Origin of the sequence: Streptomyces noursei ATCC 11455 (genome assembly GCF_001704275.1) — a bacterium.
In the GTDB taxonomy this organism is placed as follows: Bacteria; Actinomycetota; Actinomycetes; order Streptomycetales; family Streptomycetaceae; genus Streptomyces; species Streptomyces noursei.
Window position 1 is genome coordinate 7,331,385 of record NZ_CP011533.1, and the last position, 14,708, is coordinate 7,346,092.

The 14,708-nt window shown below is 73.7% G+C and carries 12 protein-coding genes; 11 read left to right on the forward strand and 1 reads right to left on the reverse strand.

Annotation, left to right across the window (positions count from 1 at the left end; genetic code table 11):
- Positions 1–107: 107 nt before the first annotated feature.
- The 8 genes from rpmI to SNOUR_RS31170 all read left to right on the forward strand — a co-directional run bounded on the left by rpmI (position 108) and on the right by SNOUR_RS31170 (position 9,003).
- Positions 108–302 (forward strand): 50S ribosomal protein L35, encoded by a 195-nt coding sequence (gene rpmI, locus SNOUR_RS31135; protein ID WP_016576627.1) that lies wholly within the window; start codon positions 108–110, stop codon positions 300–302.
- Between the two features lie 106 nt (positions 303–408).
- A complete protein-coding gene (gene rplT / locus SNOUR_RS31140) occupies positions 409–795 on the forward strand; it encodes a 50S ribosomal protein L20 (protein ID WP_039637911.1) in 387 nt (128 codons plus the stop codon).
- A gap of 197 nt (positions 796–992) precedes the next feature.
- Positions 993–1,856 (forward strand): TrmH family RNA methyltransferase, encoded by an 864-nt coding sequence (locus tag SNOUR_RS31145; protein ID WP_067353638.1) that lies wholly within the window; start codon positions 993–995, stop codon positions 1,854–1,856.
- 74 nt (positions 1,857–1,930) lie between these two features.
- Positions 1,931–3,046 (forward strand): sensor histidine kinase, encoded by a 1,116-nt coding sequence (locus SNOUR_RS31150; RefSeq protein ID WP_067353640.1) that lies wholly within the window; start codon positions 1,931–1,933, stop codon positions 3,044–3,046.
- A gap of 220 nt (positions 3,047–3,266) precedes the next feature.
- Positions 3,267–4,391 carry a phenylalanine--tRNA ligase subunit alpha gene (pheS, locus tag SNOUR_RS31155; protein WP_067353643.1) on the forward strand — a complete coding sequence of 375 codons (1,125 nt, stop codon included), beginning with the start codon at positions 3,267–3,269 and terminating at the stop codon, positions 4,389–4,391.
- Entirely contained in the window at positions 4,391–6,916 is a 2,526-nt protein-coding gene (pheT, locus tag SNOUR_RS31160) for a phenylalanine--tRNA ligase subunit beta (RefSeq protein ID WP_067353646.1), read from the forward strand. Before pheS ends, pheT begins: the two co-directional genes overlap by 1 nt.
- A gap of 170 nt (positions 6,917–7,086) precedes the next feature.
- Positions 7,087–8,424, forward strand: a complete 1,338-nt coding sequence (locus SNOUR_RS31165; protein ID WP_067353648.1) for a tetratricopeptide repeat protein — start codon at positions 7,087–7,089, stop codon at positions 8,422–8,424.
- A gap of 48 nt (positions 8,425–8,472) precedes the next feature.
- Positions 8,473–9,003 carry an NUDIX domain-containing protein gene (locus SNOUR_RS31170; protein ID WP_039637920.1) on the forward strand — a complete coding sequence of 177 codons (531 nt, stop codon included), beginning with the start codon at positions 8,473–8,475 and terminating at the stop codon, positions 9,001–9,003.
- A 12-nt stretch (positions 9,004–9,015) separates the two neighbouring features.
- On the opposite strand, the gene SNOUR_RS31175 is transcribed toward SNOUR_RS31170, so the two are convergent.
- Positions 9,016–9,273, reverse strand: coding sequence for a hypothetical protein (locus SNOUR_RS31175; RefSeq protein ID WP_067353651.1), 258 nt, complete (start codon positions 9,271–9,273; stop codon positions 9,016–9,018).
- A 511-nt stretch (positions 9,274–9,784) separates the two neighbouring features.
- Between SNOUR_RS31175 and SNOUR_RS46440 the strand changes: the two genes are divergently transcribed.
- From SNOUR_RS46440 to SNOUR_RS31185, 3 genes are all read left to right on the forward strand, one after another.
- Entirely contained in the window at positions 9,785–9,931 is a 147-nt protein-coding gene (locus tag SNOUR_RS46440; protein WP_159425936.1) for a hypothetical protein, read from the forward strand.
- Positions 9,932–10,073: 142 nt separating this feature from the next.
- Positions 10,074–13,214 carry a lantibiotic dehydratase gene (locus tag SNOUR_RS31180; RefSeq protein ID WP_067353653.1) on the forward strand — a complete coding sequence of 1,047 codons (3,141 nt, stop codon included), beginning with the start codon at positions 10,074–10,076 and terminating at the stop codon, positions 13,212–13,214.
- Positions 13,211–14,617 carry a lanthionine synthetase C family protein gene (locus SNOUR_RS31185; protein ID WP_067353656.1) on the forward strand — a complete coding sequence of 469 codons (1,407 nt, stop codon included), beginning with the start codon at positions 13,211–13,213 and terminating at the stop codon, positions 14,615–14,617. Before SNOUR_RS31180 ends, SNOUR_RS31185 begins: the two co-directional genes overlap by 4 nt.
- Positions 14,618–14,708: the final 91 nt, after the last annotated feature.

Here is a 14,708-nt window from a genome sequence, read left to right on the forward strand (position 1 = left end):
CCCCGGATCCAGGCCGGGGCGCCAGCCCCGGAACAACCGATACATCTGACGCTCCCGCGTGCCGGTCCCCGCCGGTGGGAGCGCCACTGACGAGGAGAGAACGGCGCATGCCGAAGAACAAGACGCACAGCGGTGCCAGCAAGCGCTTCAAGGTCACCGGCTCCGGCAAGGTCCTGCGCGAGCGCGCCGGCAAGCGCCACCTGCTCGAGCACAAGTCGTCCCGCGTGACGCGCCGCCTCACCGGCAACGCCGAGATGGCCCCGGGCGACGCCGCGAAGATCAAGAAGCTTCTCGGCAAGTGAGCCGGGCGCTCCGCCACACGGGCGGGGCGTACCGACCCGACCGGGACCTAACGTCGATTCGGGCCGTGTGACGAACAACCACGGCCCCGCTACAAGGAGTTAACAAGTGGCACGCGTCAAGCGGGCAGTCAACGCCCACAAGAAGCGCCGGGCGATCCTGGAGCAGGCCAGCGGCTACCGCGGCCAGCGCTCCCGCCTGTACCGCAAGGCCAAGGAGCAGGTCACCCACTCCTTCGTCTACAACTACAACGACCGCAAGAAGCGCAAGGGCGACTTCCGTCAGCTGTGGATCCAGCGCATCAACGCCGCTGCCCGCGCCAACGGCATGACCTACAACCGCTTCATCCAGGGTCTGAAGGCCGCCAGCATCGAGGTGGACCGCAAGATCCTCGCCGACCTCGCCGTGAACGACGCCGGTGCGTTCGCCGCGCTGGTCGAGGTCGCGCAGAAGGCGCTGCCGAGCGACGTCAACGCCCCGAAGGCTGCTGCCTGAATCGCGGCCTGACGCCGACGGCGTCGTGACGATGTGACGACGTTGTGATTGCGGACCCGCGGGCCCCGGCCTGCGGGTCCGCCGCGTTTCCGGGTTTCCCGGGCCCGTCCCCCACGCTCTCGGCCCCGTTCGAGCGGGGGAGACCCCATCGTCCGCACCGGGCCCCCGCACCGAACGAAAGAAGCGAGCCGCCGCCCATGGGCACCCCCGAGCTGATCTCCCCGCGTTCCCCGCGAGTCGCCGCCGCCCGGCGGCTGGCCCGGCGGCACTTCCGGGGCAAGGAACGCCGGTTCATCGCCGAGGGCCCGCAGGCCGTCCGCGAGGCCGTCGCGCACCGCGCCGGCGGATCGCCCACCCTCATCGAGCTGTTCGCCACCGTCGAGGCCGCCGAGCGGCACGCCGAGATCGTCGAGGCGGCCCGGGCGGCGGGGGCGCTGGTGCACTTCGCCGACGACAGGACCGTCGCGGACGTCTCGCAGACCGTCACCCCGCAGGGTCTGGTGGGCGTCTGCCGGTTCCTGGACTCGCCGTTCGAGGAGATCCTCGCCGCCCGCCCGCGGCTGGTGGCCGTGCTGGCCAACGTGCGCGACCCCGGCAACGCCGGCACGGTGCTGCGCTGCGCGGACGCCGCGGGCGCCGACGCGGTGGTGCTGACCGACGCGTCCGTGGACCTCTACAACCCCAAGTCGGTGCGGGCGTCGGTGGGTTCGCTGTTCCACCTGCCGGTCGCGGTGGGCGTGCCGGTGGAGCAGGTGGTGACCGGGCTGCAGGGCGCCGGGGTGCGGATCCTGGCCGCCGACGGGGCCGGCGACCGCGACCTGGACGCGGAGCTGGACGCCGGTTCCATGGGCGGGCCGACCGCCTGGGTCTTCGGCAACGAGGCGTGGGGGCTGCCCGAGGAGACCCGGGCGCTGGCCGACGCCGTCGTCCGGGTGCCGATCCACGGCAAGGCCGAGAGCCTCAACCTCGCGACCGCCGCCGCGGTCTGCCTGTACGCCTCCGCGCGGGCCCAGCGCACCGCCGGAGGGTGTCGTGCGACGTCACCCGCCGGAGGGGCGTAGCCGCGAACCCGGCGGTGGGGCCGGGCCGAGCTAGTACTCTTGCCAGCTCCGGCCCGGGAGGGGGTAACACGGCGATGACGGCGAGGACTTCGGCCAGTACTGCCACCGCTGGTGGCTGCCCGCCCGAGGAGTCCGGTGCGGATCTCGGGCTGGCCCCGGACGACCTCCCCGACGGGCTGGTCGTCGCCGACGAACACGGCCGGGTGATCTGCTTCAACGCCGCCGCCGCCCGGATCACCGGCATCGAGCCGCCGCAGGCGCTGGGCCGCCCGGTCGGGGACGCCCTGCCGCTGCAGGACATCGAGGGGCGCCGCTGGTGGCAGCTGACCGACCCGTACGGGGGACTGGCCATCCGCCGCGGCCAGCCGGAGCGGAACCTGCTGCTGGGCGGCCGCGAGGTGCTGGTCTCGGCCCGTTACGTCCGCAGTCGGCCCACCGGCCCGGTGCGGCGGCTGGTGATCGCGCTGCGCGGCACCGAGGCCAGGCGGCGCACCGAGCTGAGCCACGCCGAGCTGATCGCCACCGTCGCCCACGAGCTGCGTTCGCCGCTGACCTCCGTCAAGGGCTTCACCGCCACCCTCCTCCAGAAGTGGGAACGGTTCACCGACGACCAGAAGCGGCTGATGCTGGAGACGGTGGACGCCGACGCCAACCGCGTCACCCGGCTCATCGCCGAGCTGCTGGACATCTCCCGGATCGACTCCGGGCGGCTGGAGGTCCGCCGGCAGCGGGTGGACATGATCGCCGCGGTCCGGCGGCACGTGCAGGCGCAGACCACCGCGGGCCAGCTGCCGGACCGCTTCCTGATCCGGATGAGGGAGCCGCTGCCCGATCTGTGGGCAGACCCGGACAAGGTGGACCAGGTCCTGGGCAATCTCCTGGAAAACGCCGTGCGTCACGGCGAGGGAACGGTCACCATCGAGGTGGGACCGGCGGAGGAGACCGGCGGCGGAGAGGGGACGAGCGTCACCGTGAGCGACGAGGGCCCCGGCATCCCCGAGGAGTCGATGAGCCGCGTGTTCACCCGTTTCTGGCGGGGCAGCAAGCGCGGCGGCACCGGGCTGGGCCTGTACATCGTCAAGGGCATCGTCGAGGCGCACGGCGGCACGATCACGGTCGGCCGGGCCCCGGCCGGCGGCGCCCAGTTCCGATTCAGCCTGCCCGTCGCGGCCCCTGCCTTCCTGGCGTGAAAGGGGGGCCGCGAAGCGTCGAACAGGGGCGGTGGCCGGGCGACGGGCGGGCGGCGGGCGCCGCGCGACGGCCCGGACAGGGCCGACGGCGGGTCCGGGAGGACCCGCCCCTTAGACTTGACCTTTGGCACCTTTGGCGCACAGGCATCGCGGACACGCGGGCGCAGAGCCGAGGCGAAGCGAGCCGCGCCAAGCCACACCACCGGAAGCACGGGAAGAGATGTCCGCACCCAATAAGTCGTACGACCCTGTCGAGGTCGAAGCCCTGAAACCGGAAGAGATCGCCCGACGGGTCGACGAGGCGCTGGCCGCCATCGCCGCCGCGGGTGACCTCGACGCGCTCGCCCAGGCGAAGATCGCGCACGCCGGTGGCACATCGCCGCTCGCCCTCGCCAACCGCGAGATCGGCGCCCTCCCCCCGCAGGCCAAGGCGGACGCCGGCAAGCGCGTCGGCCAGGCCCGCGGCCGGGTCAACCAGGCGCTCAAGGCCCGCCAGGAAGAGCTGGAGGCGGAGCGTGACGCGCGCGTCCTGGTCGAGGAGGCGGTGGACGTCACCCTGCCGTACGACCGGGTCGCGGCCGGCGCCCGGCACCCGCTGACCACCTTCATGGAGCGGGTCGCGGACGTCTTCGTGGCGATGGGCTACGAGATCGCCGAGGGCCCCGAGGTCGAGGCCGAGTGGTTCAACTTCGACGCCCTGAACTTCGTGCCGGACCACCCGGCGCGGCAGATGCAGGACACCTTCTTCGTCCAGGGCAACGGCACCCAGGGCGACGAGTCGGGCGTGGTGCTGCGCACCCACACCTCGCCGGTGCAGGCCCGCACGCTGGTCGACCGCGAGCCGCCGGTCTACGTCGTCTGCCCGGGGCGGGTCTACCGCACCGACGAGCTGGACGCCACGCACTCCCCGGTCTTCCACCAGATCGAGCTGCTGGCCGTCGACGAGGGCCTGACCATGGCGGATCTGAAGGGCACCCTGGACCACATGGTCCGGGCGCTGTTCGGTCCGGACATGAAGACCCGGCTGCGGCCCAACTACTTCCCGTTCACCGAGCCGTCCGCCGAGATGGACATGGTCTGCTACGTGTGCCGTGGCGAGTCCGTGGGCAACCCCGACCGGCCGTGCCGCACCTGCTCCAGCGAAGGCTGGATCGAGCTGGGCGGCTGCGGCATGGTCAACCCCAAGGTGCTCATCGCCTGCGGTGTCGACCCCGAGAAGTACAGCGGCTTCGCCTTCGGGTTCGGAATCGACCGGATGCTGATGTTCCGGCACAACGTGGAAGACATGCGCGACATGTTCGAGGGCGACGTCCGGTTCACCCGGCCGTTCGGGATGGAGATCTGATGCGGGTCCCGCTTTCTTGGCTGCGGGAGTACGTCGACCTGCCGGCGACGACGACCGGGCGCGACGTACAGGAGAAGCTCATCGCGGTCGGCCTGGAGGTCGAGACCGTCGAGCAGCTCGGCGAGGGCCTGAGCGGCCCGCTGGTCGTCGGCCAGGTGCTGACCATCGAGGAGCTGGAGGGCTTCAAGAAGCCGATCCGCTTCTGCACGGTGAACGTCGGCCAGGCCAACGGCACCGGTGAGCCGCAGGAGATCGTCTGCGGCGCGCGGAACTTCGCGGTCGGCGACAAGGTCGTCGTGGTGCTGCCCGGCGCGGTGCTGCCCGGCGACTTCAAGATCGCCGCTCGCAAGACCTACGGCAAGAAGTCGCACGGCATGATCTGCTCCGGCGACGAGCTGGGCATGGGCGACGACGGCTCCGGCGGCATCATCGTGCTGCCGCCGGCGACCGAGGTCGGCATCGACGCGATCGAGCTGCTGGAGCTCCGCGACGAGGTGCTGGACATCGCCGTCACCCCGGACCGCGGCTACTGCCTGTCGATGCGCGGCGTGGCCCGTGAGGCGGCCATCGCGTTCGGGCTGCCGCTGCGCGACCCGGCGCTGCTGGACGTGGCGCCGCCGAACGCCGGTGGCTACCCGGTCCAGGTCGGCGACCCGATCGGCTGCGACCGCTTCACCGCGCGTACGGTGACCGGTCTGGACCCGGAGGCCCGCACCCCGATCTGGATGCAGCGCCGGCTGCAGAAGGCCGGGATGCGGCCGGTGTCGCTCGCCGTGGACATCACCAACTACGTGATGCTGGAGCTCGGCCAGCCGTTGCACGCCTACGACCGGACGACCGTCGAGGGTCCGATCGGCGTCCGCCGCGCCACGCCCGGCGAGGAACTGGTCACCCTGGACGGCACCAAGCGGGTGCTGGACGGCGAGGACCTGGTCATCACCGACAACCGCGGCCCGATCGGGCTGGCCGGCGTGATGGGCGGCGCCAACACGGAGATCGCCGCGCCGGTCGCCGACCCCGAGACCGGGCGGGTGCACGGCACCACCGACGTGGTGATCGAGGCCGCGCACTTCGACGCGATCTCCATCGCCCGGACCGCCCGCCGCCACCGGCTGTCCTCCGAGGCCGCCAAGCGCTTCGAGCGCGGGGTGGACCCGGAGGCGGCGTCCGCGGCGGCCCAGCGGACCGTGGACCTGCTGGTGCTGCTCGCCGGCGGCACCGCCGAGGAGGGCGTCACCGAGGTGGTCTCGCCGCGCGGGCCGCGGACGATCACCATCCCGGCGGACCACCCGGACAAGGTCGCCGGTGTGACGTACGGGCGGGAGACCGTCGTGCGCCGCCTCCAGCAGGTCGGCTGCGACGTCTACGGGCAGGACGAGCTGGTGGTCACCGTGCCGTCCTGGCGGCCCGACCTCGGCGACCCGAACGACCTGGCCGAGGAGGTCATCCGGCTGGAGGGCTACGAGAACCTGCCCTCCACGCTGCCGCTGCCGCCCGCCGGCCGTGGGCTGACCGAGCGTCAGCGGCTGCACCGCCGGGTCGGCCGCGCGCTGGCCGGCGCCGGATACGTCGAGACGCTGAACTACCCGTTCACCGGCCCGGCCGTCCTCGACCAGCTCGGCATCGAGCCGGACGACCCGCGACGGGACGCGGTCACCCTGGTGAACCCGCTCTCGGACGAGGAGCCGGACCTCCGTACGACGCTGATCCCGGGGCTGCTGGCCTCGCTGCGCCGCAACTACGGCCGGGGCAACCACGACCTGGCGCTCTTCGAGACCGGTCCGGTGTTCCGGGCGACCGGCACGGAGCTGCCGGCCCGCCGGCTGGTGGTCGACCGCCGGCCGACCGACGACGAGATCGCCTCCCTGGACGCCTCGCTGCCGCAGCAGCCGCGCCGGGCCGCGGTGGTCCTGGCCGGCGCCCGCGAGCAGGCCGGCTGGTGGGGTGCCGGGTACCCGTCCGGGTGGGCCGACGCCGTCGAGGCCGGTCGGGCCGTCGCCCGGGAGGCGGGCGTCGAGCTGATCGTCCGTCAGGACCAGCACGCCCCGTGGCACCCCGGCCGGTGCGCGGCGCTGCTCGCCCTGGTCGACGGCGAGGAGGTGCTCGTCGGCAACGCCGGTGAGCTGCACCCCCGGGTCGTCAAGACCCTCGGTCTGCCGGAGCGCACCAGCGCGATGGAGATCGACCTGGACCGGCTGGAGCGGGCCGCGGCCGGTTCGCTGCAGGCGCCGCGGATCTCTACCTTCCCGGTCGCCACGCAGGACGTCGCGCTGATCGTCGACGCGTCGGTGGCGGCGGCGGACGTGGAGACCGCCCTGCGGGACGGCGCCGGCGAACTGCTGGAGTCGGTGCGGCTGTTCGACGTCTTCACCGGTGAGCAGGTGGGCGACGGCAAGAAGTCGCTGGCCTATGCGCTGCGGTTCCGGGCGGACGACCGGACGCTGACCGCCGAGGAGGCCACCGCGGCCCGGGACGCGGCGGTCGCCGTCGCGGTCGAGCGGGTGGGCGCGGCCCTGCGCGGCTGACGCCCCGCGGCCCCGTGCCTCGTACGGGCCCCCGTCCACACTGGTGGGCGGGGGCCCGTCGTGCTGTGCGGGCGGACGCCGCCGGCCGGTTCGGCGCCGTTTCGCACGGGGTGTGAACTCCCCCTGATTACGCTGGACTTACGGAGTCCGTACGTCCTTGGGGGCGAGGCATGGAGCCCAACACGCTGCTCGACGCGATCCTGGACGAGGCCGGTATCTCGCACGCCGGGCTCGCGACGCGGATCAACCACCTCGGGCGGCGGCGCGGGCTCGCGCTGCGCTACGAGCACACGGCCGTGGCGCGCTGGCTCAAGGGGCAGCGGCCGCGCGGGCAGGTGCCCGACCTGATCTGCGAGATCCTCGGCGAGCGGCTGCACCGGCCGGTGGGCCTGGCCGACATCGGGCTCAGCGGGCCGGGGGCGCGCCAGGCCCCGGGCACCCCGCTGTCCGGGTTCGTCGAGCGGGCCACCGCGCTGTGGCGGTCCGACGAGCAGCAGCGGCCGCACGTGGTCGCGGCGCCCGCGCTCACCGGGACCTCGGCGATCATCCCGGTGTGGGAGTGGGAGAACCCGCCGGAGGACTTCGACGTCTCGCGCGACGGGGTGACCCGGGTCGGGATGGCCGACATCGAGATGCTGCGGGTCGCGCGGACCCACTACGAGCAGATGTACCGGAAGGCGGGTGGTATCGCTACCAGAGCGCGCATCGTCGGATTCCTCAACACCGAGGCGGCGCCGCTGCTGCGGGGCAGCTACAGCGACGCGACGGGGCGTCAGCTGCACCGGGCGACCGGTGGGCTGGTGGCCGTCGCGGGCATCTGCGCGTACGACTCGGACGCTCTCGGGCTGGCCCAGCGCTACTTCCATCAGGCGCTGCGGCTGGCCAAGGCCAGCGGGGACCGCGGACTCGGCGCGTATGTGATCGCGCTGTTGGTCAACCAGTCCCTCTTCGTACGGGAGTACCGCCAGGCGGTCGCCTTCGCTGAGGCGGCCCTGCGCACCGCCGGCGGGCAGCTCACCCCGGCGCTCTCGGCCGACCTCTACGCCATGCAGGCCAAGGCGTATGCCCGGCTGGGCGACGGCGCGGGCGCGCTGGACTGCATCCGGCGGGCCGAGGCCGCGGCGGAGCGGATCCGCCCGGGGTTGGAGCCCGCCGAGACGGGCTATGTGCAGCCGGGCCTGGTGAACGTACAAGTGGCGGAGGCGCTGCTCAGCCTCGGGGACCTACGGTCCGCCCGGGAGCAGGCGGACGCCGCCGTGGACACCCCCGCACACGACCGCGGCCGGGTTCACCGGCTGGCCATGCTCACCCATATCGAGCTGCGCCAAGGGGATGCGGACCGGGCCGTGGCCAACGCCGCGGAGATGACGGAGCAGGCTCGGGGCATGGAGTCGCAACGCCTGCGGGACCGGCTGCGGGCGGTGCGCGAGCATCTGGCGGAGACCGGGAGTGCCGCGACGGACGAGGCTGCCGATCTCATCGACGAGGTGCTGCGCGTTCCGCTGTGACCGGGCTCGTGTCACCTTGCCGGCCCTCAAGCGGAAGGTGGCAGTTACGTGCGTTGGAACAATCTCAGCGAAAAGCCGGTCTACGCGAATCCCTGGTTCCGGGTCAATCTGGCCGATGTGGAACTCCCCGACGGCCGTCACCTGGATCACTTCCTGATCCGGATGCGGCCGGTGGCGGTGGCCACCGCGGTCAACGAGGCCAATGAGGTGCTGCTGCTGTGGCGGCACCGGTTCATCACCGACAGCTGGGGCTGGGAACTGGCCGCCGGCGTGGTGGAGGACGGGGAGGACCCGGTCGCCGCGGCCGCGCGGGAGATGGAGGAGGAGACCGGGTGGCGACCCGGACCCCTCCAACACCTCCTCTCGGTGGAGCCGTCCAACGGCCTCACCGACGCGCGGCACCACATCTACTGGTCCGACCGGGCGGAGTACCTCGGCGCGCCGCAGGACGACTTCGAATCGGACCGGCGGGAGTGGATCGACCTCAAGCTGGTGCCCGACATGGTCGCGAGGGGGGAGGTGCCGGCCGCGAACATGGCCGCGGCGCTGCTGATGCTGCACCACATCCGGCTCGGCTGACGCCGGCCGGCCTCAGTGCCCGTACGCCTGCCACAAGGCGGCCGCCCCCGCGGCGAGCCCGGCGAGTGCGGCGAGCGAGGGCAGCGGCCAGCGGCGGCTCTCCAACCGCGTGATGCGGGCCTGGAGTTCGTCCGCGTCCCTGGTGTTCTGCTCGCAGCGTTGGGCCTGCAGCCTGAGCTGACCGTCGACGGTGGCGGTGCGTACGTCGAGTAGGCGTCGCAGCTCCGCTAAGTCGGCGGCGATCGTATCGGGGTCCCGATGGGCGGTCACGTTCCGCTCCTCTTTCCTTCTCCGAGTGACGGTCGGGTGGTTACCCGATCCAGTCAACTGCCCAGGGAGGGAAGGCGGGAGCGTGTGCGGCGGGCGGATCCGGGTCAGCGGTTCACACCCCGTGCGAAGTGACGCAGCGTGAGCGTTTCGCACGGGGTGCGAACCAGGCGCACGGAGATGGCGCATTCACACGCTGTCATCAACGGCGGGAAAGGAGTTGACTCTTAGTACGGGGGCCGAAGCCGGCGGTCGGGCGCCCGCCGGCCGGGTCCGCCCGCCGAACCATCCCCCGAGCGGCGGGCGGACGGCCCCCGTTTCCCCGTGATGGGCGTTCGACCGGGCAAGTGCTCGGTGGCGAACGCCGGGGCGCGTGTCGAAGGCGGCTCAACGCCGCCTTCGACAAAGGCGCTTGACGTGGTCTGTGGCCTCGGATGGAATACCTCGACGGTTGCGAAATCTGTTCGTACCACCGGAATTGCTCCGGAATTAAACAGCTTTCCTTGGAGGGGCCATGGAGAACGCCACCATCAGCATGGACGAATTCGACCTCGACCTGGATGTGGACATCGTGGATTCGGCCACGGTCGCCGTGGACGCCCAGGAGTCGAAGCTCATGACGCAGGTGTGTCCGTCCACGTCCTGGCGCTGCGGCTGGTAACGGCCGCCGAGCCACAGGCGCGGGGTGGTGCCCGGGACGTCGTCCCCGCCACCCCGCACCCTTGTCAGGTGAAGGAGCGTACGGGGATCGGGGCGGGGCCGGCGTGGGTGGTACGGGTGACGTTGATTTCGCATGCGGGACGGTGGTCCTGGTACGCGCAGCGGCCCTCCCGCTGCCCCCGGAGGACGCCCCTGGGAGGCGGTCGCGGTCGTCCGACGCGGCCCCGTACGACGAGGACCGGCTGCGCCGTCGGATAGTCGAACTCGCCGCCGACCCACGGCTCATGGAGGCGGTGGCCCTGGCCAGCGCGGGCCTGGCGGCGGAGGTCGACCGCGCCGTCGCGGGGGAGCAGCTCAGGCTCAGGTCCCTGCGCCGGATCGCGCTCTCGCTCACCAAGTACCACTCGCGGATGTCCCACCGACCCACGCCTTTCGGCCTCTTCGCGGGGGTCGGCCTCGCCGGGTTCGGCCCCGCGCCCGCGCGGGAGCCGATCGGCGGCGGGCGCCGGGTGACCCGGCCGGACGCGGCCTGGCTGGACGGCGTTCTGGAGCCGCTGCTCGACGTCCCCGCCGTGCTGGAGCGTTCGCGGCTCACGGCCAACAACCTGCATGTCGTACGGGACGGCCGGCTGGTGCTGGTCGACCACCACGACCGCCACGGCGAGCGGCAGTTGGCCGGGTCGGTGCGTCACACCAGGGTGGTCCGGCAGCTCCTGGCGGCCGCGGCGCACCCCACGCCCTATCCCCGGCTGGTGGCGGCGGCCGGGCGGGAGTTCCCGCACGCGCCACGGGGCGCGATCGAAGGCAGCATCCGGCAACTCGTCCGCGGCCACTTCCTGCTCGGCGACCTGACCCCGCCGCCCGACTGCACCGCCCCCCTCGACCACGTATGCGACCGGCTGCGGGGAGTCGACCACCCCACGGCCCACGAACTGCACGTCCTGCGGGCCGAGTTGCGTTCCCTGGACGCCGCGCCGCCGGACGGCCGGCGCGCCCGGCTGACCGCGGTCGGTGAGCGGATGCGGGCGGTGCGGCCCGCCGCGGACGTCCTCCAGACGGACCTGGCGCCGACGGTGCGGTTGACCCTGCCGCAGGAAGTGGCCCGGGAAGCGGAACGGGCCGCGACGGTGTTGTGGCGGACCTCTCCCGTCCACCGCGGCAGTCCGCACCTGCGCGACTACCACCTGGACTTCCTGGAGCGGTACGGCACCGACCGGTCGGTGCCGGTCCTCGAACTGCTCGACGACGTCCGCGGGCTGGGGCTGCCCCGCGACTACCGTCGGCCCCCTGCGTCACCGCCCGCCGCCGGGCCCGGCACGCGCGACCTGGTGCTCGGCGAGCTGCTGATGGCCGCGGCCCGCGGCGGCGGCCGGGAAGTGGTGCTCGACGAGGAGACCGTACGCGCCCTGGAGCAGGCGGAGCGGGGGGCCGCGCCGCCGAGCATGGAGGTGGGAGCCGAGCTGGTGACACCGGGCTGGGACGCCCTGTGCGGCGGGGACTTCCATCTGGTGCTCGCGCCCGATGCGGTCTCCCCGCTGGCCGGGGCGACCTTCAGCCGGTTCGCGCCGGTGCTCGGCCGGTCGGCCGCACAGGTCCGGGAGCTGGCGCTGCGCACCGAGCGGAGCGCACCGCAGGACGAGGTCCCCGCCTGTGTCGCCTTCCGGCCCCGGGTGATGCGGTCCGCCAATGTGTCCGCCGTACCCCAATGGCTGTCCCATCGCATCCCGTTGGGGGTCGGACCCGCCGCGGCGGAGACGGCCCACGATCTGCGTGTGGAGCACCTGGCGGTCTGCGCGGACACCGACGGCCTCCGGCTCGTCGACACCGTGACCGGTCGAAGGGTCCGGCCGCTGTCGTACTCGATGCTGAACCCCAGCGGCCGCCATCTTCCGTACGTGGCACGGTTCCTGCTGGAGGTCGGGCAGGAGGGGCGGTCCTTCTGCGCGCCGTGGAGCTGGGGAGGCTGGGCAGCGGCGCCCGCGCTGCCGCGGGTGCGCCACGGCCGGACCGTGCTCTCCCCGGCGCGCTGGCTGCCGGACCGCGCGCTGCGTGCCGCGGCCGACCGCGGGGACGAGGAGTGGAGCGGACAGGTCGGGCGGTGGCGGCGGCGCTGGGACGTCCCCCGGCAGGTGCTGCTCACCAAGGCCGACCACCGCGTCGCGGTCGATCTCGACGACCCGCTGCACCTCCTGGTGTTCCGCGACGAGACGCGGCGGGCGCCCGGGTTGACGGTGGTGGAGCGGTTCGCGGGGCCGGCGGAACGGCAGTGGTTCCGGGGCCCCGAGGGGGCCCATGCCGCCGAGTTCTTCTTCCCCGTCTTCGCCAGGCCCACCGGCGTCCGCGCCAGGCCCACCGGCCCGGACACCGCGCGCGGCACCCGGCCGGCCGGCCCCGTGGCGGCGCCGGTACCGCCCCTTTCGGGCGACGCCGCCGCGGGCCGCGGAGCGCGTGCCCATCTGCCCGGTGGCGAGTGGCTCTACGCGAAGATCCATGTGCCGCGGGCCCGGCAGGCGGAGGTGCTGGCCCGCCACCTCGGGCCGTTGACCGATCCCGGGCTGCTGCGCAGAGCCGGCGTCGACCGCTGGTTCTTCGTCCGCTACGAGGATCCGGCCCCGCACATCCGGCTGCGCTTCCACGGCACGCCGGAGTCCCTGTGGCCGGTGCTGCTGCCCGAACTCCATGCCTGGGCGCGGGCGCGCGAGGAGGCAGGGGTCCTCGGGAAGGTGGTCCTGGACACCTACGAGCCCGAGGTCGAACGGTACGGGGGACCGGCCGCCCTCGCCCATGCCGAGCGCTTCTTCCACGCCGACAGCGAGGCGGTCGTCGCTCTGCTGACCGGGTCCGCCGCCCGGCCGGACGATCCGACCCCGAAGGCCGCGCCGGGCATACTCGACATCGTCACCCGCCTCGGCTCCCCGGACGAGGCGCTCGGCTGGCTCAGCAGCCCGGCGGTGCTGGCGCGCCGGGGGGACATCCCGCGGGAGCGGAAACAGGCCGTCGCCGCTCTGCTGGACTCCCGGGCCAGGCCCCGGCCGCCGGCCGCGACGGACGGCGGGGACGCGGGGTGGAGCGCCCGCGCCGCGGCGCTGTCCGATCTGCGCGAGGCGCTGTCCGCCGGCGCGCCGGACCCCGGGCGGCGGGCACGGATCGCCCTGAGCCTGACCCATATGCACGTGAACCGGCTGCTCGGTCCCGGTCCCGAACAGGAACTGACCGCTCAGGTGACGGCCCGTGAGGCGCTGGCGCTGTGGCTCGCCCGGAAGCGGAACAGGAACACCGGATGACGACACCCCGCGCCCTGTGCGACGCGGCGTCGGACACCGCCCACCGCGTCGCCGAGCTGCTGAGCTCGCCGGAGCGGGTGGCCGGCGCCGCCCGTGGCGCGTTCGCCGCGCTGCCGTCCGATGTGCCGCCGCCCGCCTGGCAGCCCGCATCGCTGCTGCTGGGGTACCCCGGCATCGCGCTGCTGCACACCCGGTGCGCCCGGGACGACGCACGGTACGCGGCGATCGGGCACGCCCATCTCGCGGCCGCCGTGGCGGCGACCACCGACGCCGGCCCGGCCGCGGTCGGTGATCTGCTGCTGCCCGCACGGCTCCATGCGCACGCCCACGGCGGGTACACCCGGCTGCTGGCGCGCTCCGCCGAGGTGCACGCCGCATACGTCGGGGCGCGCGTCGCCCGGCTCGTGACGCGGCGGCAGGAGCACGGCCCGGGACTGGCGTACGGCGATTACGACGTGATCTCGGGCCTGGCGGGACAGGCACGCGGCCTGTTGGCGGCAGCCGACGACGGCGACGAGCGGTGCGCGCAGGTGCTCCACGACGTCCTGGACTTCCTGGTCGGGATGACGCACCCCGTGCGCCCCGCGGAAGGCGACGGGAGCCAGGTGCCGGGGTGGTGGTGCGCGCCCGACCGCTATCTCCTCGCGCGCGAGCGCGCGGAGTTCCCCAGAGGCGACCTCAACGTCGGCGTCGCCCACGGGATCTGCGGTCCGCTCGCGCTGATGTCGCTGGCGTACCGCGCCGGACACCGGGTGCCGGGCATGCGGGACGCCCTGCGCCGGATGGCTGACTGGGTGCTGGGCGTGGGCCGTGCCGACGACCGCGGGACCCAGTGGCCCGGCCGCGTCGCCGCCTGTTCGAAGGCGCCCGGGGAGCCTGCCCCGCCGCCCCCGCGACGCCGGCCGTCCGGGGCAGCGGGCGGGAGCAGCTCACCGGGATGGTGTTACGGGACATCCGGGATCGCCTGGACCCTGCAGCTGGCCGGGCAGGCGCTCGACGACCACCGGTTGACGGCCCTGGCCCGGGACGCGGTCCGCGGCCTCGTGCACCGCCCGCGGGACGCGGTCACCGCCGTCGATCCGGGCTTCTGCCACGGCCGCGCGGGCATCCTGCACATCGTCGGTCGGATGGCCGCCGCCGGCGGGTCGACGGAGTTGTGGACGGCGGCGGACGCCCTCGCCCGGGAACTCGTGGCGGACTTCGACGCCCGAACTCCCTTCGGCTATCGCCAGGTTCTGCCGCCCTCCGGCACGTCGCGGCCCGCACCGCACCGGGTCCACCACCCGGGGCTGCTGGACGGCGCCGCCGGCATCGCCCTCGCCCTGGCCGACTACGCCGCCGCCCGCCGCGGAACCGCGCCAGTGGACACCACCGGCTGGGACGCGGCGTTCCTCATGAGCTGAGGCGTGGGCCCCGCCAGGACCTCGGTCCGGGCGGGGCCCACGCCGATGATTTCTTCAGGCGTCCTGCCTGAAAGACGGGTTGCAGATGGTG

What these genes read in the sequence shown, in the direction of transcription:
- SNOUR_RS46440 (WP_159425936.1), top strand. Translation starts at nt 9,785, where the DNA reads ATGGAGAACGCCACCATCAGCATGGACGAATTCGACCTCGACCTGGAT.
- pheT (WP_067353646.1), top strand. Translation starts at nt 4,391, where the DNA reads ATGCGGGTCCCGCTTTCTTGGCTGCGGGAGTACGTCGACCTGCCGGCG.
- pheS (WP_067353643.1), top strand. Translation starts at nt 3,267, where the DNA reads ATGTCCGCACCCAATAAGTCGTACGACCCTGTCGAGGTCGAAGCCCTG.
- SNOUR_RS31150 (WP_067353640.1), top strand. Translation starts at nt 1,931, where the DNA reads ATGACGGCGAGGACTTCGGCCAGTACTGCCACCGCTGGTGGCTGCCCG.
- SNOUR_RS31165 (WP_067353648.1), top strand. Translation starts at nt 7,087, where the DNA reads ATGGAGCCCAACACGCTGCTCGACGCGATCCTGGACGAGGCCGGTATC.
- SNOUR_RS31145 (WP_067353638.1), top strand. Translation starts at nt 993, where the DNA reads ATGGGCACCCCCGAGCTGATCTCCCCGCGTTCCCCGCGAGTCGCCGCC.
- rpmI (WP_016576627.1), top strand. Translation starts at nt 108, where the DNA reads ATGCCGAAGAACAAGACGCACAGCGGTGCCAGCAAGCGCTTCAAGGTC.
- SNOUR_RS31185 (WP_067353656.1), top strand. Translation starts at nt 13,211, where the DNA reads ATGACGACACCCCGCGCCCTGTGCGACGCGGCGTCGGACACCGCCCAC.